Origin of the sequence: Mucilaginibacter roseus, assembly GCF_021215455.1 — a bacterium.
Taxonomy (GTDB): domain Bacteria; phylum Bacteroidota; class Bacteroidia; order Sphingobacteriales; family Sphingobacteriaceae; genus Mucilaginibacter; species Mucilaginibacter roseus.
In genome coordinates this window covers 223,790-244,995 of record NZ_JAJPWV010000005.1, presented here as the reverse complement: position 1 = coordinate 244,995, position 21,206 = coordinate 223,790, and the positions used below count along the sequence as shown (strand labels likewise).

Genomic DNA, 21,206 nt, shown 5'->3' with positions numbered 1-21,206 from the left:
GCTTTAGGCTGCCCTGTGTTTGCTTTCTGTTACCACCATAGCTTGCTTTTTAAGGCGAGGCATCAGTTTGCTATAAAGCTGATGCATCTGACCGGCTACTTCAGCCCAGGTAAATTGCTCGTTAACCCTACGGATGGCTTTGTCGCCAGCGTCATTTAATAAAGCTTCGTTGCTTATAAGTTGGTTGACTTTGTTGGCGAGTTCTACCGGGTTTTGCGGAGCCACAAGCCAACCGGTTTCGCCGTTAGCCACGCTATATTTAATGCCGCCAACATTTGCGCCAATCACCGGTGTTCCGCAGGCCATTGCCTCAAGCGGGGTGATGCCAAAAGGCTCGTACCAGGGCGTGGTAATAAAAACATCTGCAGCCGAATAGTAGTATTTCAGTTGATCACGGTTTTTGCGGCCGGTAAATATCACCGAGGCTTCAACGCCATTCTCACGGCACAGGTTTAACAGCCGGGCAAACTCAGGGCAATGTTCCTCATCAAGTACATCGGCTTCGCCACCTACAACAACCAGTTTAACAGGTTTTTGAGATGAGCGGATATGCGGCAGTGCCTGAATTACATTATCAATGCCTTTGCGTGGCACCATACGGCCTAACTGCAGCAATAAAAATTCCTGCTGAGGCAAGCCGACTATGCGCCGTGCGCATTCTTTATCAATTGGGTAAAACTCCTTGGAGCTGAATCCACAAGGCACAATACTGATCTTATCGGCAGGGGCATGGTAATAGTTGATCAGGTCGTCCATATCCTGCGGGCATTCCGCGATAATCCGGTCTGCTTCCATAACCGCGCGTTCCTCAATAATTAAACGCTCCACCGGAAATTTGTCCTTTTCGGCTTGATGAATTCTGCGCACATGGCCCAGCGCATGAAAAGTAACTACAAAAGGTATGTTCAGTTCTTTTTTTATGCCCATAGCTACCAGGGCCGACATGAAAAAGTTAGCATGGACAAAATTATAATCTACCTGCTGGTTGATAATAAAGGCAATCATGTTGTCCTTAAATTCATCCATAAAAGGTAGAATATTCTCCTTTATAATAACCTTAGCCGGACCAGCGGTTACATGAATTACTCTAACTCCGCGGGTTAGTTCAACCACTTCGGGGATTAGAGCGTTTTCTCTGCGTGTAAAAACATCGACGAGGTAACCCATTGATGCCAGGTGCCTGGCGAGCTGAGCAACGTAAACATTTTGTCCGCCTGTATCAACACCGCCTAATGATGCAAGCGGCGATGCGTGCTCACTAATAAACGCTATTTTTTTCTGCTGAAATTCCATAGGCTGTGGTGTTGTTCACCGCATTGCGGTGGGTGTGTTTATTGGTAACCTCGGCAAATAGTAATTCCCAGTAGTTAGCAAAACGGGTTATGTTAAAGCGCTTGCGGGCAACTTCCTGTCCGTTTTTACCTATCTCGCGGGCGTGTTCAGCATCGGCAATTAATAAATTCATTTTATCGATCAGGTAACCGATATCGGTATGTATGTATCCTGAGTGGCCGTTTTCAATTACGGCCGATAGCTCTGTAGTAGCTAACCCAACAACGGGTATACCCATCATCATGGCTTCGCAAATGGCGAGGCCAAGACTGGTGTAGCGTATAGGGTTAAAAAAGAAACGGTATTGGCTTTGAAAAGCTGGCAATTGCGGATGCAGTACCTCGCCTAAGCCGTACTCGCCGGTGCCCATTCCTACCAGGTCGAGCGGTATGTGTTGCTTTACTTCCTTAAAAATATCAAAACCCAGCAAACGGCCACGGGCAGGCAGGTTATTGATAACAACTATGCCCTTGGCTATATCACCAGCGTAATTTACGTTGGGTGCGGTAACACCATGTTCAATAACACGGGTGGGGGTGTTATTGCTATCCCACATCAGTTTATTGAAATGAGTAACGTGAACCAGCGTTACATCCGGATCGTCAACAACATGCTTCGTGTCTGTAGGGTGCTTACGCGGCGGATCATGCTCTATGTATATTTTGGGCAGGTTGCGTTGCTCCTCGCTCAATATCTCGTACTGGTCAACCAGGTAATTATTATTGGTTTGATAAACAATGCAATCAAACTCATGCTGCTTAACGTCTTCGGCTGGTATTTCAATTACATTATCACCAAACGGAAACGTCTCGCCACGGCCGTAATAGCCCTCTGTTTTCTCGGCTTTTGTAGGTATATAGATGGTATAGTTACCCTGTGAAAGGTAAAAGAGGTAACTACCGTGTATATGCCACGTGAATATTTTCATCAGTAGTGTGGTGTGTTATTAGAAAATTTTTTATTTATCGGCAGGCTTTTGCTGCTCATTCATCATATGCGCCAGCGTGGTGTCAGGTGTTACGTTGCTCATGGCCATCATCGCTTTATTTTTGAAGCCCGATACAACTTTATCTTTACCGGCCATCAGCGCTTCGTAACCGTCTTTAGCTACATCAGCAGGATTGGATAGTGAGCTTTTATCTTGCACAATCCGGCTATCCAGCATTTCGGCTTTATTAAAAAAGTCGGTATCGGTTGCTCCCGGCTGTAAAGCGGTAACCGTAATGTTGGTGTCTTTTAACTCCTCCCTCATGGCTTCGCTGAATGATAGCACAAAAGCTTTAGTGCCATGATAAACCGCCTGCCATGGGCCTGGTGTTTGGCTTGCTATTGAGGCTAATTGCAATATACGACCTTCGTTACGCGCAACCATATCCTGCAAAAATAGCTTGGTTATAATAACCAGCGAAGCAATGTTAAGGTCAATAATGCCCAATTCGCGCTGTATATCATTATCCTTGAATAAGCCGTAAGCGCCTTGTCCGGCATCATTAACCAGAATATCTATGTTAATGCCCTTAGCTTTTACTTCGTCATATAGATCAAAAGCGGCCTGGCGTTCAAACAAATCTTTGGCGATGGTAATCACTTCAATGTTGTGCTGTCTTAGTTCGGCGGCTACGTTGGCCAGTTGTTGCTGGTCGCGCGATACGATAACCAGGTTAAATTCATCTGCGGCAAAAAGCTTGGCCAGTTCATAACCAATACCTGCAGAGGCACCGGTTATTAATGCATATTTTCCTTTGTTCGACATGTTTTTTCTATTTAATTGGTTTATTGATACTTGATTACAGGCCGGGTTTAAGCACCACTTTGGTACAGTCGTCCTGCTTTTTCTGGAAGATTTCGTAGCCTTTTGCTGCCTCGGTCAACGGAAGGGTGTGGCTGATAATGTCGTCAAGCACCACTTTGCCATCGCGCACCAGTTCTATCAGGTGATCGATATAATTTAAAACAGGTGCCTGACCTTGCTTTACGGTAATCCCCTTATCGAACATGCGGAAAAGCGGGAAATTATCATAAGGCGAACCATAAACACCAACAATGCTTACCGTACCGGCACGGCGCACAGCCTCAAAGCACATATCAAGCACTTTCATGCTACCCACTTCAAAATTCACGGCTGATTTTACCCTGTCCATAAAGCTGCGGTCGGGCTCAAAGCCAACAGCGTCAACGCAAACATCGGCACCGCGGCCGCCGGTTTTTTGGCGGATGGCCTCCACTACGTCAACATTCTTAGGGTTCAACGTTTCTACATTGTTTACCGCTTTGGCTTTTTCGAGGCGGTAATCAACTACGTCAATAGCTATTACCCGGCTTGCGCCGTTTAACCATGCGGCTTTTTGTGCCATTAAGCCTACCGGACCCGAACCAAAAATGGCAACTACTTCGCCGCCTTTGAGCTGCGCCCAGTCAATAGCCGACCATCCGGTAGGGAATATATCTGTTAAGAAGAGCGCCTGCTCATCAGTCAGATTATCCGGAACCACACGCGGACTTATATCAGCATAAGGCACGCGTACGTATTCGGCTTGCCCGCCTGAATAACCTCCATACAGATCGGTATAGCCATACAAGGCGCCGCCTTTTTTATCGGTCAAATCCCCTTCAGGGCCATAGTGCTCATAGTTTGAATTTTCGCAATGTGGCGATGCGCCGTGTGTGCAAAAGAAGCAACTGCCGCAGGCGATAGGGAAAGGTACAACCACGCGGTCACCTCTCTTTAATTTGGTTACGCCCGAACCTACTTCCTCAACAATGCCCATAAACTCATGGCCCATTATTAAATCTGTGGTTTGCGGTACGCCACCGCTTAGTATGTGCAGGTCTGATCCACAAATGGCTGTTGAGGTAACTTTAAGAATGACATCTCCAGGATGTAATATGCGCGGGTCATCAACGGTATCAACGCTGATGTCGCCCGGTTTGTGGAACACTGCTGCTTTCATAGGTATTTAGTTATAGGTAACTTCTTTTACTGAACAGCGCTTCTGTGTATTATGTTTTAAATTATTTAATTAGTATGAAATTTTATATTATTAAAATTTAAGTAGCTTCAAAAGCTCGTATTTTGATCTATGAGCGGGTATGCGCTTTTTATTATTCTAAATCTCGCGTTTAAACAATTGTAGAAGCAATTTCCACATAGGCTTCCTCAAAACGGGGAAATAAATGCACTATCGTTTAGCGTTTGAATCCGGCAGTCTTAATTAACCTTTGATTAAGTTCTATTTTAAGTTGGAGTAAGAAAATTTGTCTTAAAAATATACTGCGGCAAGCTGTTTGCAGTTATGCTGATGCAAGCTTATTAGTTTGTTCCCTATTTAAACTATTGATTAAACAAGCGGGCATCCATTTGGATGCATGACAATGAATTTACGTCCGTCAAAAAACATTTCGCCCGGGCAGTTAAAGCAAGGTTTAAACCTTGTTATTGCCGACGGCCTTTCGGCCGAAGCCATGGTAGTTTTTACCAGTGGCACATTTTTAACAGCCATGGCTTTGCACATGGGCGCTACTAACTTCCAGTTGGGCGTATTGGCTGCATTGCCTACGTTTACCACTATGTTTCAACTCGTAGCCATTTGGATGGTACAGCGTTTTAACAACCGCAAGGTGGTAACCGCCCTTTTTAACTTTTTAGCGCGTTTACCTATATTGGCTATTGGCGTTATTCCGTTTATTTTTAGCGGGGGTACTACCGTGCAGGTGCTCATATTGCTGCTCTTCTTTCAGCATATATTTGGCGATATAGGCGGCGCCGCATGGAATTCCTGGATGAAGGATTTGATCCCGGGTGAGCGTTTAGGTGCCTTTTTCTCGCATCGTAGCCGTATGGCGCAAACGCTGAACGTTACGCTGAGCTTGGCTACTGCTATCGGTATTGATTATGTTAAAAGCCATTACCCCGATCAGGAAATTATGGCGTACAACCTGCTGTTTATGCTGGGGGGTATATTGGGTATGGTCAGCGTAGGTTTATTACTGCGTACTCCCGAGCCTAAGGGTGAGGTGATTAACGATAAGCTGTTCACGCTTTTCGGGAAACCTTTAAAAAATAAAAACTTCAGGAATTTGCTTGTTTTTAACTCATTGTGGGCATTTGCGCTTAACCTGGCTACACCTTTCTTTGCAGTTTACATGATGAAAACGCTTGGCCTGCCGGTTGCCTATATCATTGCTTTAGGTATTGCCGGGCAGTTAAGCAGTATTTTTTCTATTAAGCTTTGGGGTAAGTATTCCGATCGCTTTAGTAATAAGAATATTATCGCAATTTGCGGGCCGCTGTATGTGGCTTGTATTATGGCTTATGCATTTACCGGCATGGCCGCAGGCGGTAACATGTTACTGGTTATGCTGGCTGTTATACATATTTTAAGTGGCGTTGCCACAGCGGGTATCAATCTCGCGCTGTCAAACATCGGTATAAAACTCGCGCCTAATAACGAAGCAATCGCTTACATCTCTACAAAGAATATGCTGGTAGCATTTTCATCTACCATTGCGCCAATGATTGCCGGTTTGCTTGCCGACTTTTTTGCCACGCACGAATTGGTGTGGATGATAGACCTAAAAAGTGCCGCCGGTATAAACCAAATACAACTGTTGCACCTGCAGGGTTGGAGCTACTTTTTTGTAATGGGCGGCTTGCTGGCCCTGGCATCTTTAAAAATGCTGAGCCGTGTTAAGGAGCAGGGTGAGATAGCGGGCAGACGAATGACAGTACACATGCGTATCGGTTTCCGTAACAGGTTGCGCGCAAACCTTGGTCGCAGAATGGCAGACAGGATATATAATCCATCGGCGATGGTGAAAAGAAAGGTAAGCAAATTGTTAAGTGAGCGCCGAAGGCTTACCGCAGCTTAAAATATAATTAGTTTAGTGTTGATAGCTTAGCCCGCATTGTATAATGCTGGCTTTTGCTTTTAATGTATTTTATAAAAAATTAATAATAATTAAAAATTTTAAATTAAAATATAAACAAGGCGTGCGGTTTATTGTAATAGTATAACATCTAACAAAATGTTAAACATCAATTATACTTTATCGCAATGTATGTATTAGGCATCAATGCCGTGTTTCACGATTCGGCCGCGTGTATCATAAAAGACGGAATTTTATTGGCCGCTACCGAAGAGGAGCGCTTTACACACTTTAAGCATGGCAAAAGGCCGGTTCCGTTCTCAACCTGGGAGCTGCCTTTTCATGCGATAGATTATTGCCTTAAAATAGCAGGCATCCACATAAATGATGTCGACCATATTGCTTATTCGTTTGATCCTTATTTGCTGATCGGCGAAAAATACCGTGGTAAGTCAACTATCGAAATACCTTTTGAAGAGGGCGCCTCAGCATTAGGGGATGATTTTCGTAATGTTTGGGATCCATTATTCCTGTCGTCTATCATCAATGCGCCGGGCCAGTTGCGCGACGGTTATCCGCATCATTTGCAAAAGCGCTTTATCGGTTGCAACATTCAGCGCGATAAATGGCATTTCATTGAGCACCATATATCGCATGCTGCAAGCGCATTTAACTGCTCACCATACGCCAATGCCGCTGTAATGACGGTTGATGGCCGTGGCGAGCTGGCTACCACAACTTACAACGTTGGCGCCGGGCAGCAGCTTAACCGAATCGGTCAGGTAAATATGCCACACTCATTAGGTTTATTGTATGAGGATGTAACTACGCATTTGGGTTTCCTGCACTCGTCTGACGAGTATAAGGTAATGGCCCTTGCATCATACGGTAAACCGGAATTTGTGAAAGATTTCAGGGAAATTGTGCAGATAGGAGAGAATGGGCAGTACACCATCAACAACCAAAACCTGGAAGAACGCTTTGGCCCTAAACGTTTACGGCATGAGGAGTTTACCTCGTTCCATTTCAATATCGCGCACTCGCTGCAACTGGTTATTGAGGAGAGCATGCTCGAACTTACCGGCTGGCTGCAAAAGGAAACTCAGGAAGAAAACCTTTGCCTGGCAGGTGGCGTGGCGCTTAACTGCGTGGCTAATGCCCGCATTCGTGACAGGGGAGCATTTAAAAATGTTTGGGTACAGCCCGCCTCGGGCGACGATGGTACCGCATTAGGCGCAGCCCTCTATGTAGATGCGCAACAGCGCAATACCAACGCGCGTAGCTTTGAAATGACACACTGCTATTGGGGCCCTGAATATACTGATGAAGAGATTGAAAAATCGATGAAACTATGGAAGGTGCCGTACCGCAAACTGAATAATATTGCTGAAGAAACTGCCGATATATTAGCGCAGGACAAAATAATTGGCTGGTACCAGGGGCGTATGGAATTTGGTCCGCGTGCTTTGGGGAGCCGTTCTATTTTGGCATCGCCTATCAACCCGCAAATGCAGGCAAGGCTTAACGAGGTGAAAGACCGTGAAGATTTCAGGCCGGTAGCCCCGGTTGTGCTGGAAGAAAAGGCAGCCGAATGGTTTGAAAATGCACGTTACTCGCCATTTATGTTATTTATCTACGACGTTAAGCCCCATAAAGCCGATAAAATACCGGCTGTAAGGCATACTGATGGCACGGCACGTATACAAACTATCAATGAAAAGCAGCATAAAAACTATTACGATTTACTAAAGGCTTTTGAGCGAAAAACCGGTGTACCGGTATTGGTAAATACCTCGTTCAATACACTCGGCAAACCTATCGTTTGTACCCCGCGAGACGCTATTGAATGTTTCTGGACATCGCCTTTTGACGCATTGATTATCGGATCATTTGTTATTGAGAAATGAGCATAGCCATATCTGTAGTTGTCCCCACTTACAAGCGCACCCAATTATTGGTACGCTGCCTTAAAGCGTTATTACAACAACGCTTTGAAAAAGACAGGTATGAGATTATTGTGGTAAGCGATGGCCCTGATGATGATACGCAACGCATATTTAACGGATTTGCAGGTTACGAGTACCCAGCCTTGCGATACCTACAGCTTCCTTCAAAGAAAGGTCCGGCGGTCGCGCGCAACTACGGTTGGTTGAATGCTAAAGGAGCAATCATTGCTTTTACGGATGATGATTGTGTGCCCGATATACATTGGCTTGAGCAGGTTTATAAGCATCTGAAAGATCAAGAATATGCTGCCATTACCGGTAAGGTGATCGTCCCGGTGAATAAGCGCCCTACGGATTTTGAAAAAAATACTGCAGGCTTGCAGTTTGCCGATTTTATAACCGCTAATTGCGCCTGCACCAAAGCCGCACTGGTTAAAACAGGTGGCTTTGATGAGAATTTCAGCATGGCCTGGCGTGAGGATAGCGATTTGGAATTTAAACTCATTGCCAACAACATACCGGTAACGCGTGTAGATACGGCTATAGTAACCCACCCGGTACGACACGCAACCTGGGGGGTAAGCATCCGCGAGCAAAAAAAGACAATGTTTAATGCCTTGCTTTACAAAAAATACCCGAGGCTGTATCGCCAAAAAATACAATCAGCACCACCGGTGTTGTATTATGGCATCATAACCGCTGCTGTGATGATGCTGGTGGGGGCTTTGCTAACCAATACGCCAATGGTGCTGGCAGGCGCGGCTATATGGCTGGGGCTAACGCTGTATTTTATTTGCAAGCGATTACAAACTACCAGTTTGGCACCTGCCCATATTGCCGAAATGGTGATTACCTCCGTTGTAATTCCGTTTGCATCCATATACTGGCAATGGTATGGCGCCGTTAAATACCGTGTACTATTTATTTAAGCCATGAAGTTACCAGCAACCGAAATAAAAAGTATCGCCATATTCAGGGCACTTCAACTGGGTGACATGTTATGTGCCGTGCCCTCGTTCAGGGCTTTGCGCGAGGCTTATCCGCAGGCCAGCATCACTTTAGTAGGTTTGCCCTGGGGTAAATCATTCACCCAACGGTTCAACAAATATTTTGATGATTTTATACATTTTCCGGGCTATCCGGGTTTACCTGAACAAAAGTTTGAACCGGCCGATTTCACCCGTTTTTTAACTGAGGTACAAAGCCGGGAGTTTGATTTGGTCATTCAATTGCAAGGTAACGGCTCGGTTGTTAACCCGATGGTAGAGTTGTTTGGAGCAAAATACACTGCCGGTTATACAATCGACGGGCATTACGCGCCGGACAATGGTTTATTTATGACCTACCCGGGCGAAGGCCACGAGATTGAACGCCATGTCAAGCTAATGGAGTTTTTAGGAATCCCATCGCAAGGTACCTCGCTTGAATTTCCGTTAACGGCCGATGATGAAAGTGCTTTTGCTCAGTTAAACCTGAATATCGAACCACAAAAATACATTTGCGTGCATCCCGGTTCGCGTGGCTCTTGGCGGCAGTGGCCTGTACAATACTTTGCCGCCCTGGCTGACTATTGTGCTGAGCAGGGTTATAAAGTAGTGATCACTGGTACAGCCGAGGAGCAGGAAATAATTGACCAGGTTAAAGAGCATATGCGTACCGAAGCTATTGACTTAGCGGGTAAAACCAGCATGGGCGCTGTGGCGGTTTTAATTAAGGATTCCGCGATGCTTATCTCTAATTGTACCGGCGTATCGCACATCGCGTCAGCTTTTAAAACGCCCAGTATCGTGATCAGTATGGATGGCGAACCGGAACGATGGGGTCCACTGGATGGTCGGCGGCACCGTACCATCAACTGGCTTGAAGCGCCCGATTTTCATTCGGTAGTTCGCGAAACGATTGAACTGGTTGAACATACGAGTTACTAAATATTTGCCTATGAATACTGACGAAAAAATGACACGCCGCAACTTGATAAGCGGCTTGGGAGCGGGTTTGTCGGCTGTAGCAATTGCGCCGGCATTGTCTACAACGGCCACGGCGGCGGCTGTTAACTTGGAAGATCCGGTGACGAAATACCCCAAACCACCTTTTAAGCCGCAGTCGCAACCATGGCCGGGTCTGGTAAGCCAAATGGATCCGAAGCCTGATCATGGCGAAAAATCCTATAAGGGCAGCGGCCGCCTGCAAGGCCGAAAAGCGCTGATTACCGGTGGTGACTCCGGAATGGGGCGTGCTGCGGCAATCGCCTATGCACGTGAGGGCGCCGATGTGGCCATCAATTATTTTCCTACTGAAGAGCCTGATGCTAAAGAAGTGGTTGCGTTGATAAGGGCAGCGGGTCGTAAAGCGGTGGCTATTCCCGGAGATCTTAGGGATGAAGCATTTTGCAAACGGATGGTTGAAGAGGCTGCGAAACAACTGGGCGGGTTGGATATATTGGTTAACAATGCCGGCCGTCAGCAGGCTCACGACTCTATACTTGATATTACGACTGAGCAATTCGACTGGACGATGAAAACTAATATCTATGCGCCGTTCTGGACTATAAAAGCCGCGCTAAACTACCTAAAACCAGGTTCGGTGATCATTGGAACCACGTCTGAGCAGGCTTATGACCCGACGCCTGATCTGTATGATTATGCGCAAACCAAGGCAGCTACAATGAATTATATAAAATCGCTTGCCAAACAGCTGGGGCCTAAAGGTATACGTGTTAATGGTGTTGCTCCTGGGCCCATATGGACACCACTACAGGTAAGCGGCGGCGCCAGCCAGGAAAAGCTCAAAAATTTTGGTAGCCAAACCGTGTTCGGTCGCCCCGGCCAACCTGCAGAACTGGCATCCATTTATGTGCAACTGGCCGCTGATGACGGAAGTTTTACTACAGGCGCTATTTATGGCTTATCGGGCGGAGCCGGGCAACCATAATCTAAACAACCAGCAGATCGAGTAATTAGCCCAGTATTCACAGCGCTATTATTTCCGGCCTTAGTGCTCGCATGCGTTAGATTAGCGCAGTTATTTTAGTGTACATTTCAGGTGGTTTTAATACAAACGCCCTAAGGAAACAATTGAGGGCGTTTGTGTGATTTATTGCGTGATGCTTTTTTAAAAGTTCGGTATTTTATATATTGCTTAAAGTAAATTCAGGCAAATTTATCTTTTCACCGCCAGTCATGGCCGATTCATGTGCAAGTATGCCGACGCATGTAATGTTAGCCGACTGGCGCGCATTGGGGAAAGGCTGACGTTTATCGATCAACGCTGATATAAACTCATGTACCAGATGCGGGTGCGAGCCACCATGCCCCGAGCCTTGTAAAAACGACAGGTGCTGGTTATCGTCGGCATCATAAACGCCACCGGTGGTAAAGCCTTGTATTTCTTGCGGAAGCAAGTGGGCATAATCCGGAATTGTAACCTTCTTGGGTACTTCCCCAGTATGAATTACCGAAGGCTCATGCTCTATCAATGTCCACTCAAAGCTTTTCTTGGAACCGTAAACGTCAAAACTTTCGCGGTACTGCCTTGCCGTATTGAAAAGCGAACGGGTAACCTCGGCAGATAGATCAGAGTTTTTAAATTTGATATGACAACTCTCGATAGCGAAAGGAGAGCCGTACTTGCTGATCAAATTTTCGTCAATACGGCCGGAACCGAAGCAGGATACATATTCAGCATACGCTTTTGCAATTGCCAGAACCGGCCCTACACAATGAGTGGCATAGTGCATTGGCGGTAAACCTTCCCAATAACCCGGCCAGCCAGCCATTTCTTGCTGGTGTGAGGCGCGCAAAAACTGCAGTTTACCCAGCTCGCCATTTTCATATAACTCCTTTACAAACAAAAATTCCCGGCTATAGATGACGGTCTCCATCATCATATAGGTGAGGCCGGTTTCGTTAACAGCCTCAACAATCTGCCTGCATTCTTCTACTGTGGTTGCCATTGGCACAGTACAAGCCACATGCTTACCCGCACGTAACGCCTTAATTGATTGATCAGCGTGATTTTGTATAGGGGTATTGATATGCACAGCATCAATCTCCGGGTCACGCAATAATTCTTTATAATCCGTATAACGCTTTTCAATTCCAAAAGCATCGCCCACCTGGTGCAGCTTGGTATGATCGCGCTGGCAAATGGCGTACATATTAGCGTCCGGATGACGTTGGTAGATCGGTATAAATTCGGCGCCGAATCCTAGTCCGACGATTGCTACATTTATTTGCTTGTTTTTCATTTTATTGTGCCCATTGTTTTAAAAATGCAAGTCCTTCTTTTGCGAATTTATCCTGGCTTTCGGCCAGCGGATGCCATATACAAACTGCTTGTGCCAGTTCCTTATTATCGGGGGTAAAGCTTTCTATAGATATTGTTCCCTGATATTTTATAGCGTCGAGCCCCCTACGGTAAGCATCCCAGTTTACCTGCCCGGTACCTGGTGTGCCACGATAATTTTCGGCCACCTGCAGGTGTATTAATTTTTCGCCTGCCGTTTTAATGGCATTTTCTATACTGGCTTCCTCGATATTCATATGGAACCCGTCGAGCAATATTTTTGCGGCCGGATGGTCAATATCGTTCACCATCCTGACAGCATCCGCAGCGGTATTGACCAGGTCCGACTCAAAACGGTTAAGGGGCTCAATGGCGACATCCAAACCACGATTAGCCGCCATAATACATACCCTTCGCAAGTTTGTTACGGCGAGCTCCCATTCCCGCTTCCGTTGTTCGGGCGGTAACATGCGGGCTTTGCCCACGGTTGAATACATCGGCCCGGCAAAGAATTTGGTATCCCAAAGCGCGCATAGATCCAGGCATTGTTCAATGTACTCAAAGCAGTCTTCATGTACTGCAGGATCATCATGCGTTAAGTCGCGGCCCGGCCCAAATGCGCCACAAACTATGGCCTCAAGGTGATGTTCGGCTAAAGCCGCTTTTACAATCGGTCCGTCAATCAGCAATGGATCTTCAACAGCAATCTCTATCTTGTCGAATCCCATTGCGGCTATTTTAGGGAACAATTCCGCAACAGATGAAGTTTGAAACGGAGAGGTAAACAACCAGGTGCTTACACCGAATTTTACAGGTAATGGCATTTATATGTTATCAGTAAGTTACTTTGTTACTTTCATTACCCCGTTCATAATCCGCCAGTGCCCCGGGAAAGAACAGATAAACGGATAGTCTCCGGCTTCATTAGGCACGCGAAACTTCAGTTTCACGCTGCCCTGCGGATCAATAAGTTTAGTAGCGAACAGTACCTCGGTCATTTTTGGTACATAATTTTGCGTTATGCCATTTGCATCCTGCGCGAGTTTATCGGCAGCGGCGCCAACCTTTTCCATCGTTCCTTTCTGCAGAATCAGGAGGTTATGTTGCATAAAGTCAGGGTTCTTAAACTCGATTTCCAGGATGGTGCCTGCTTTTGCTTCAAATTGTTTAATGTCGTATTTCATGGCGTTTTTCACCACTTCGATCTTAATTGTTTTATCGGCAGGCTTGTTCTCCAGGTCACGACGTGTTTCGTTAGCCTCATTTTCCGCTTTTATTGCTGTTAAGACACCCTTTACATGAGTAGCAATAGCTATTTTCAGCGCCCGGCTAATCCAGTAATCGTTAGCATTCTCGGGTAATTTCTGCGCAGTCAGTAAAGCGTTTCCCATTTCTGCCGAAACCGGCATGTCGGCAATCTTGAGAATGCCTGCCAAACGGGTATTCAAATTTTTGTCCTGCAACAACTCTGATGTTAAATCCCTTGCCGGTAATACTTGTATAGCGGCTTTACGTACACCCGCAGAAGGGTGGCGCAGTGCGGCCTCCGCTACAGCTATAGCTTCTTTATCAGAACCGTCCAGCAGGCCAAGGCCGTGCAAGGTCCAAAGCGCATGTATAGCGGGAGTGTTCAGTCCAACCTGATCTACATCTATATTTTGAATAAGCTTGAGTAATTGCGGCGCTAATTGTTTATAACTTCCTTCAACAATCAGGCGCTGCGCGGTCATCCGCCAAAACAGGTTATCGCTTTGCAGGGCTTTTAGCAACTGTTCAGGATTGTTTCTATCAAGCTTATTTATTGCTGATGGCTTTGCTTGTTTATATACAATACGATATATCCGCCCACGCGTATGGTCGCGAAGTGGATTTATGTAAGCATTGCCTTTACCATTCTCGAAACCTTTAGGGGTAGGGTTGTGCTGGATGATAAAGTTATACCAATCGCTCACCCAAACGGCGCCATCCGGCCCCACGTCACTTTGTACCGGCCCCATCCATTCATCAGCGCTGGCCAGCAAATTCCAGCCATCTTCTTCTTTAAAACCGGATCCATCGGGCTGTAGTATGGCTTGGTGGATTACACGCCCGGTAGGTTCGTTTACAAACGCTACACGGTTCCAGTATTTTTGGGGGAAGTTGCGCGCGGTGTATAAACTGTGCCCGGCGGCCGCGGTAAAGCCGTTGTATACATCTACCTGTCGCAGATTTTTGGTTACCACGTGCATATTATAGTGTCCGTCTATCTTGCGCACAGATTCCATCGGCGGCGCACTTACTCGGTTTAGATAGGGTAGTGGTATGCCCAGGTAATCGCTATGGGAATTGTTCGCGGTAGAAACAAATACGTCGTTGTTTTCAGAAAAGCCAAGGCCCCAGGTGTTATTACTTGCAGTGCCCAGGTGCTCCATTTTTTTACCGTCAGACGTAAACCGGTATACCGACTGGTTAAAATCAAATTGCTTACCACCAACTGTTCCTTCAAAGCCAGCGTAGCCTACCGTTCCCCATATATGGTTATCAAAGCCATATTTTAGGTTAGATGGCCCGGCATGCGTATCAAAGGTGCCCCAGCCGGTTATCAGTTTTTCACGTACATCTGCTTTGTCATCGCCATTCGTATCTTTAAGAAACAAAAAATCAGGAGCCTGCGCTACAATTACGCCGCCCCGGGCAAATGTAATGCTGGTTGGAATGTTCAGCTTATCTGCAAAAACAGTGAACTTGTCGGCCTTGCCGTCGCCATCGGTATCTTCACATATCTTTATCCTGTCGCGGCCTTCCGTTTTGTTTTCGCGTACTGTGTTGGGGTAGTCAATAGTTTCTACTACCCATAAGCGCCCTCGTTCATCCCAAGCCATAGCTATTGGCTTTTCAATATCAGGTTCAGAAGCAAAAAGTTCTAATTTAAAGTCTACCGGTACTTGTGTTAACAATTGCGATTCCGCAGCGCTTAACGGCGCCTGTAACTTTGGTGCCGGATTGCGGTGCTCGTAATTAGGGATATCGGCTGCAGTATATTCTGGGTTAGGCTTTGTGAGCTTTGCAAGGTCTTTACCGGCATTTTTTCCTACTGCCCATATAAGTCCGTTCTCCAGTAGCTTTAAAAATCCGGGGTTTTTCCAGGTCTGTTCGTCATGGCCGTAAGCCGTGTAAAATACACGCCCTTTGCCATACTGGTTTGTCCAGGTGTAGGGTTCATGATGTGAGCCTTCCACTCTCTCGGTAAGTACATGAATGTCTTTATTAATTTTGCTGTGAACGTAGGTTTCATCGAAAGTATTAAATGGTGTAAAGCCCTTTAATATTTCATGCTTTTTATCTACGATCACCGTGCTGAAAGTATCGGTTTTATGGGTACTGAACTGGCCGCCTACCATTTTTACATATTCAGCAGAATTACGGAAACACCAGGAAGCACAGTGGATGGGAATAAAGCCCTTACCGCTTTTTACGAAATCCAGTAAAGCTTTTTCCTGCGCTGCTGAAATGGTATCATAGTTGGCATAGATCATCAGCCCATCGTATTTCGAAAGCGTTTGCTCATTCAAGTCATCAGGATCCGTTGTATAGCTAATATTGATACCGTCTTTAAAAAAAGCCTGCTGTAAGATTTCGGTAAGCTTTTCAGATTGATGATGTGCTGATTTATGTCCCAGCATGAGTATTTCAAGTCGGCGTGCCGGGGATGTTTTACTTAAGGTAGCACTAAGACCAAGTAACGCTGCGAGGGCAACGGCCAGGAGTGGATAGTATCTTCTCATTGGATTGTTATAAACTGGTAAAGCAAATATGGCGATCAACGCTTTTTCTTTTTTATCAATTTTTGACTGAATTTTGTCTTTAATTATCTAATTTGATTCTTCCTTAAGTCAATAATTGCTCATGAAGCCAGCTGTCCATAAGTCATCAATACCCGAGTCGCAGATTTTTATGATCGAATATCTCGACGACAAGCACTTCGATCCGGTATGGCACTCTCATTCCGAATACCAGTTATTTGTACCGTTGGGAGGTACCGGCACCCGGTTTATAGGCGATAGCATCCAAAGCTTTGCTCCGAATGAATTAATACTTACCGGAAGTAACCTGCCACATTTATGGCGTAGCGATGAAGCCTACTTTGATAAAAGCAGCAGACTTAAAGTGAGGGGTATTGTTATCTATCTGCAGGAAAGCTTGCTGGGCAACCACCTTATGGGCAAGGATGAAATGTTGCAGTTAAATAAACTATTTGAACGCTCGGCCAAAGGCCTTTTCTTTTACGGGCCGGTTAAAGAGGAGGTGGTCCGCCGAATGCATGAATTGCTTGAGCTGAAAGGGTTGCCGGCTTTTATCAGTCTTTTGCAGATTTTGGAGGCGCTGGCAAAAACTAAGGATTTTAAAACCATATCGCATGAAGCATATAACGAGCCTATTCATAAAGCGGAGGCCGACCGGATAGGGAAGGTTTATGAATATATCCTGAGGAATTACCGCAAAAAAATTAACCAGAATGAGTTGGCTGATCTGCTGTGTATGACGCCAACATCCTTCAGCCGTTATTTTGCCAGGGTAAGCAATAAGGGTTTTTCACAATTTGTTACCGAGTTACGTGTTAAACACGCATGCCAGTTATTAACTGAGACAGGCCTGCCCATTTCTGAAGTTGCCAAACGTTCCGGCTTTAAAACCTTATCTAATTTTAATAAGCTCTTTAAAGATGAGATGCAGAAGAAGCCATCTGATTACAAAAGGGAATTTCTGAATATCTAAAAACTTGTTTCCGCCGAGGACAGTCAGGGTTGCATCATTTGATAACGCCTGATATATTGTAAAACCAATTATTAACTTTTATTAGTTGAAGGTTTACTACCTGAACTTTTATCCCAATGCCTTTATGATATATTATTTAAGACTGTGCTTTACAATTATCCTGCTATGGATGTCGTCACAGGTTATTATTGCGCAGCCCTACGGCGCAACAAAGCCTGCCGGTAAGCAACCTTTAAGGTTGAAAGCTCTTAAGTGTGATCAGCTGGTGAACCCCTTGACTATAGAGTCGCCAACACCAGTTTTAAGCTGGCAGATGATTTCTTCCGGATTGGGTAAGTCACAAATCGCCTACCGTGTAATCGTGTCTGACGATTCTCGCTCACTGGTCCAAAACAAAGGTGGTTTTTGGGATAGCGGTAAGGTGTTATCTTCAAATTCTACTCAGGTAATTTATAAAGGCAAGGTTTTAAACTCAAGGCAAAAGGTGTATTGGAAGGTGATGGTTTGGGATGAAAAAGGACGTCCATCTGCGTGGAGCGAAATTGCCTGCTGGCAAATGGGTTTGCTACAACCCGGCGACTGGCAAGCCAAATGGATAGGTGCAACGGCTGACCCAACGCCTGACTCACCCATAACTTACCCGGCACCGTATTTTCGTAAAGATATTAAAGTTAATAAAACAGTTAAACAGGCTACTGTATATGTAAGTGGCTTGGGCTTTTATGAGTTATACATAAACGGTAAAAAAATTGGCGATCAGGTTTTGGCTCCTGCCGTAACCAATTACGATAAACGGCCGCTGACAAATTTGCTTTATCCTTATGATGATCAATCTGCGCAACGGGTTTTGTATAATAGCTTTAATGTAACTGAAAATGTTGATCAGCAAGAAAATACCATCGGAATATTGCTGGGCAATGGCTGGTATAACCAGCGCGACCGCACGGTAGAAGGAAACATGTGGTATGGTTTGCCAAAATTGATCTTTCAGTTAGAGATTGTTTATACCGACGGAACTACACAAACGGTTGTTTCTGATGATACTTGGAAAACAACAACCGGCCCGTTGTTAAAGGACGGTATTTTTAGCGGTGAGCAGTATGATGCCCGCCTGTCATTAGGCAAATGGAGTAACCCTGGATATGATGATGCAGACTGGAAACCCGCTAAGCTGGTTGCACCGCCTTCAGGTACTTTACATGTGCAAACAGCTCCGTTTGACAAAATAACCCGCGTATTAACACCTACATTTGAGGGCAAGGTTAATGATTCCGTTTACCGTTATCATCTGGATGAAACTGTTTCTGGCTGGGCAAGTATCAATGTAACGGGTAAAGCAGGCGATATTGTTAAAGTAAGGTACATCAGTGAAGAGGGAGAAGACTATGGACAACGCGACATGTACATATTAAAAGGGGGAATAACCGAAAACTGGGAACCACGATTTACGTGGCACGCGTTCCGGTTTATCGAGATAACGAGCAAAGATGTGATCCTAAACACGCAAAGCATCGAGGTGAAAGATGTGCACGCTGCAGTGGAGCCAAATGGTATTTTTGAATGCTCTAATCCGTTATTTAATAAAATTAATACTGCTTACATAAAAACCCAACTGGTAAATATGCACGGTAGTATCAGCAGCGATTGCCCGCACCGCGAACGCCTCGGTTATACCGGCGATGGCCAGGTAACTGTAGAAAGTGCAATGCTATCACTTCATCTGCCACAGTTTTATCAAAAATGGTTTAATGATATGGAAGATGCCCGCAATCATAAAACCGGCTTTGTTACCCACAGCGCACCTTTTGGCGGTGGTGGTGGCGGCCCGGCGTGGGGATCAGCTTACGTAATTATGCCATGGTTATACTATCAATATTATGGTGATAGCCATGTTTTGAGCCAGCATTATTCAGGTATGAAACAATGGGTGGAATATTTAAATACGCGTACGGATGATAAAGGGCTCATCGTTACGGAAGAGCCTAACGGCTGGTGCCTGGGCGACTGGTGTACACCAACGCAAGTTGAACTCCCAGAACCGTTAGTGAATACGACATACTTTTACCATGTTACAACCGTTATGGCCAAAGTGGCTGCATTGCTAAACTATAAAGCGGACAAGGTTAAGTTTGAACGACTGGCTATTCAAATCAAGGCAAACTTTAACAAAGCTTATTATAACGCGGCTAAAAAAACTTACTGGCAAGGCAGGCAGGGCGCTGATGTTTTTGCGCTAGCCTTTGATTTAGTACCAGTTGCGTTACAGAAGGATGTTTTAAGTTCACTGTTGAGCCGTCTGGAAAAAATCGGTTATCATTTTGATACAGGTATACTTGCTACACCGCTGCTGTTAAAAGTATTGTCACAATACAATCGAGATGATATTGCTTATAGGATTATGAATCAGCAAACCGGCGTAGGATTTGGATATTTGTCGGATGATAAGAACAGCACATTGTGGGAAACTTGGGATGGTTCCGGCTCCAGATGCCACCCGATGTTTGGTAGTGTAGTAGGGTGGTTTTATACTGTATTGGGCGGCATAAATCCCGGTCCTGATGGATTCCAAAATTTCATTATCGAACCAAAAACTTTAGGAGAACTTAATTACTGCAAATCCGCTCACAACAGTTTTTACGGAAGAATTAGAAGCGAATGGCGAAGAGGTAAAAACGGAAATTTAGAAATACTTGTAGAAATTCCTGTAAATACGTCAGCTACTTTTGTAATTCCCGGCAATAAAAAGATTTTGAAAAACAGGTATGGAAAAACCATTAAAACAAAACTTGTAAATGGGCAGCACATCGTTGCTCTTGGGTCCGGTGCTTATAATTTAACAGCTTTTTAATGCGTTTTGACATATAAAGAAGTATAAAGTGGATTAGTTGTATTTAGACAAAGCGATGATTATACATCAATGGCTGATTCGTATTTTTAAATTGTAAATCGTCACGTATGAAAAAAATAGGTTTTCTATCATTCGGTCACTGGTCTCATCATCCTGCTTATCAAACACAAACCGCGGGCGACACCTTGCTACAATCTATTGATCTGGCTGTTGCTGCCGAAGAAATTGGATTAGATGGCGCATATTTCAGGGTTCACCATTTTGCGCGGCAACTGGCCTCGCCATTTCCGTTACTGTCTGCCATAGGGGCAAAAACCAGCAAAATTGAGATCGGCACCGGTGTAATAGATATGCGATATGAAAACCCGATGTATATGGTAGAAGACGCCGGCGCCGCCGATCTGATCTCGGGAGGAAGGTTGCAACTGGGTATCAGCAGGGGATCGCCCGAACAAGTGATTGACGGCTGGAAATATTTTGGTTATCAACCTAATGAAGGTGAAAGCGATGCTGATATGGGGCGCCGTAAAGCGCTTGATTTTCTAAAAAAACTGGATGGTGTTGGGTTTGCTCAGCCTAATCCGTATCCTATGTTTCCTAATCCACCCGGATTGTTGCGGCTCGAGCCGCACGCTGCAGGTCTTCGTGAGCGTATCTGGTGGGGAGCAGCTTCAAACGCTACAGCCGTATGGGCAGCTGAAAATGGTATGTATCTGCAAAGTTCTACCTTAAAGTTTGACGAAAGCGGAAAGCCTTTCCACGTTCAACAAGCAGATCAAATACGTTTATATAAAGAAGCCTGGAATAAAGCCGGACACCAACGCGAGCCAAGAGTTTCGGTAAGCCGTTCAATTTTTGCACTGGTAACTGACCAGGACCGGTATTACTTCGGGCAGCAAGGCAAAGCAACTGACAGTTTTGGTTATATTGAAAGCGACAAGCGCGCAGTTTTTGGTAAAAGTTATGCGGCCGAACCGGATAAACTTATTCAGGAATTAGCCAAGGACGAGGCCATTCAGGAAGCAGATACTTTACTTTTAACAATACCCAATACGCTCGGCGTTGAATACAACGTCCATATATTATCTGCAATTCTGGAGCATGTTGCGCCTGCATTGGGCTGGAGGTAATATTATCTTTTTAAGTAAGCGACACCGTTAATATCAATTAAGGAT

General features: G+C 45.3%; 15 protein-coding genes. 8 read left to right on the top strand and 7 right to left on the bottom strand.

The features are described 5' to 3' along the window. Positions 1–3: 3 nt before the first annotated feature. The 4 genes from LT679_RS16275 to LT679_RS16260 are packed head-to-tail and all read right to left on the bottom strand — an operon-like array spanning position 4 to position 4,283. Entirely contained in the window at positions 4–1,293 is a 1,290-nt protein-coding gene (locus LT679_RS16275) for a glycosyltransferase (protein ID WP_232178728.1), read from the bottom strand. Next, positions 1,259–2,260 (bottom strand): glycosyltransferase family 4 protein, encoded by a 1,002-nt coding sequence (locus tag LT679_RS16270; RefSeq protein ID WP_232178727.1) that lies wholly within the window; start codon positions 2,258–2,260, stop codon positions 1,259–1,261. Before LT679_RS16270 ends, LT679_RS16275 begins: the two co-directional genes overlap by 35 nt. 30 nt (positions 2,261–2,290) lie before the next feature. After that, the gene (locus LT679_RS16265; protein WP_232178726.1) at positions 2,291–3,085 is read right to left on the bottom strand and encodes an SDR family NAD(P)-dependent oxidoreductase; all 795 of its coding nucleotides are present in this window, start codon (positions 3,083–3,085) and stop codon (positions 2,291–2,293) included. A 34-nt stretch (positions 3,086–3,119) separates the two neighbouring features. Next, positions 3,120–4,283 carry a zinc-dependent alcohol dehydrogenase gene (locus LT679_RS16260; RefSeq protein WP_232178725.1) on the bottom strand — a complete coding sequence of 388 codons (1,164 nt, stop codon included), beginning with the start codon at positions 4,281–4,283 and terminating at the stop codon, positions 3,120–3,122. A 421-nt stretch (positions 4,284–4,704) separates the two neighbouring features. Between LT679_RS16260 and LT679_RS16255 the strand changes: the two genes are divergently transcribed. The 5 genes from LT679_RS16255 (at position 4,705) to LT679_RS16235 (ending at position 11,075) form a co-directional block, all read left to right on the top strand. Then, positions 4,705–6,201 carry an MFS transporter gene (locus LT679_RS16255; protein ID WP_232178724.1) on the top strand — a complete coding sequence of 499 codons (1,497 nt, stop codon included), beginning with the start codon at positions 4,705–4,707 and terminating at the stop codon, positions 6,199–6,201. Positions 6,202–6,386: 185 nt separating this feature from the next. Beyond that, complete coding sequence (locus LT679_RS16250) at positions 6,387–8,105, top strand: carbamoyltransferase family protein (RefSeq protein ID WP_232178723.1); 1,719 nt, start codon at positions 6,387–6,389, stop codon at positions 8,103–8,105. Further along, the gene (locus tag LT679_RS16245) at positions 8,102–9,073 is read left to right on the top strand and encodes a glycosyltransferase (RefSeq protein ID WP_232178722.1); all 972 of its coding nucleotides are present in this window, start codon (positions 8,102–8,104) and stop codon (positions 9,071–9,073) included. The genes LT679_RS16250 and LT679_RS16245 overlap by 4 nt, the downstream gene beginning before the upstream one ends. 3 nt (positions 9,074–9,076) lie before the next feature. Continuing rightward, positions 9,077–10,072: a glycosyltransferase family 9 protein gene (locus LT679_RS16240; RefSeq protein WP_232178721.1), complete on the top strand. Its 996-nt coding sequence runs from the start codon at positions 9,077–9,079 to the stop codon at positions 10,070–10,072. Between the two features lie 10 nt (positions 10,073–10,082). Next, positions 10,083–11,075 (top strand): SDR family oxidoreductase, encoded by a 993-nt coding sequence (locus LT679_RS16235; protein ID WP_232178720.1) that lies wholly within the window; start codon positions 10,083–10,085, stop codon positions 11,073–11,075. A 196-nt stretch (positions 11,076–11,271) separates the two neighbouring features. Here LT679_RS16235 and LT679_RS16230 read toward each other — a convergent pair whose 3' ends face one another. The 3 genes from LT679_RS16230 to LT679_RS16220 are packed head-to-tail and all read right to left on the bottom strand — an operon-like array spanning position 11,272 to position 16,192. Next, the gene (locus LT679_RS16230) at positions 11,272–12,390 is read right to left on the bottom strand and encodes a Gfo/Idh/MocA family protein (RefSeq protein ID WP_232178719.1); all 1,119 of its coding nucleotides are present in this window, start codon (positions 12,388–12,390) and stop codon (positions 11,272–11,274) included. Position 12,391: 1 nt separating this feature from the next. Next, positions 12,392–13,252 (bottom strand): sugar phosphate isomerase/epimerase family protein, encoded by an 861-nt coding sequence (locus LT679_RS16225; protein WP_232178718.1) that lies wholly within the window; start codon positions 13,250–13,252, stop codon positions 12,392–12,394. Positions 13,253–13,270: 18 nt separating this feature from the next. Then, positions 13,271–16,192 (bottom strand): PVC-type heme-binding CxxCH protein, encoded by a 2,922-nt coding sequence (locus tag LT679_RS16220; protein ID WP_232178717.1) that lies wholly within the window; start codon positions 16,190–16,192, stop codon positions 13,271–13,273. Between the two features lie 169 nt (positions 16,193–16,361). On the opposite strand from LT679_RS16220, the gene LT679_RS16215 reads away from it, so the two are divergent. The 3 genes from LT679_RS16215 (at position 16,362) to LT679_RS16205 (ending at position 21,161) form a co-directional block, all read left to right on the top strand. Then, positions 16,362–17,183 (top strand): AraC family transcriptional regulator, encoded by an 822-nt coding sequence (locus tag LT679_RS16215; protein ID WP_232178716.1) that lies wholly within the window; start codon positions 16,362–16,364, stop codon positions 17,181–17,183. Positions 17,184–17,352: 169 nt separating this feature from the next. Next, positions 17,353–20,031 carry a family 78 glycoside hydrolase catalytic domain gene (locus LT679_RS16210; protein ID WP_232178715.1) on the top strand — a complete coding sequence of 893 codons (2,679 nt, stop codon included), beginning with the start codon at positions 17,353–17,355 and terminating at the stop codon, positions 20,029–20,031. Between the two features lie 107 nt (positions 20,032–20,138). Beyond that, positions 20,139–21,161: an LLM class flavin-dependent oxidoreductase gene (locus LT679_RS16205; protein ID WP_232178714.1), complete on the top strand. Its 1,023-nt coding sequence runs from the start codon at positions 20,139–20,141 to the stop codon at positions 21,159–21,161. Positions 21,162–21,206: the final 45 nt, after the last annotated feature.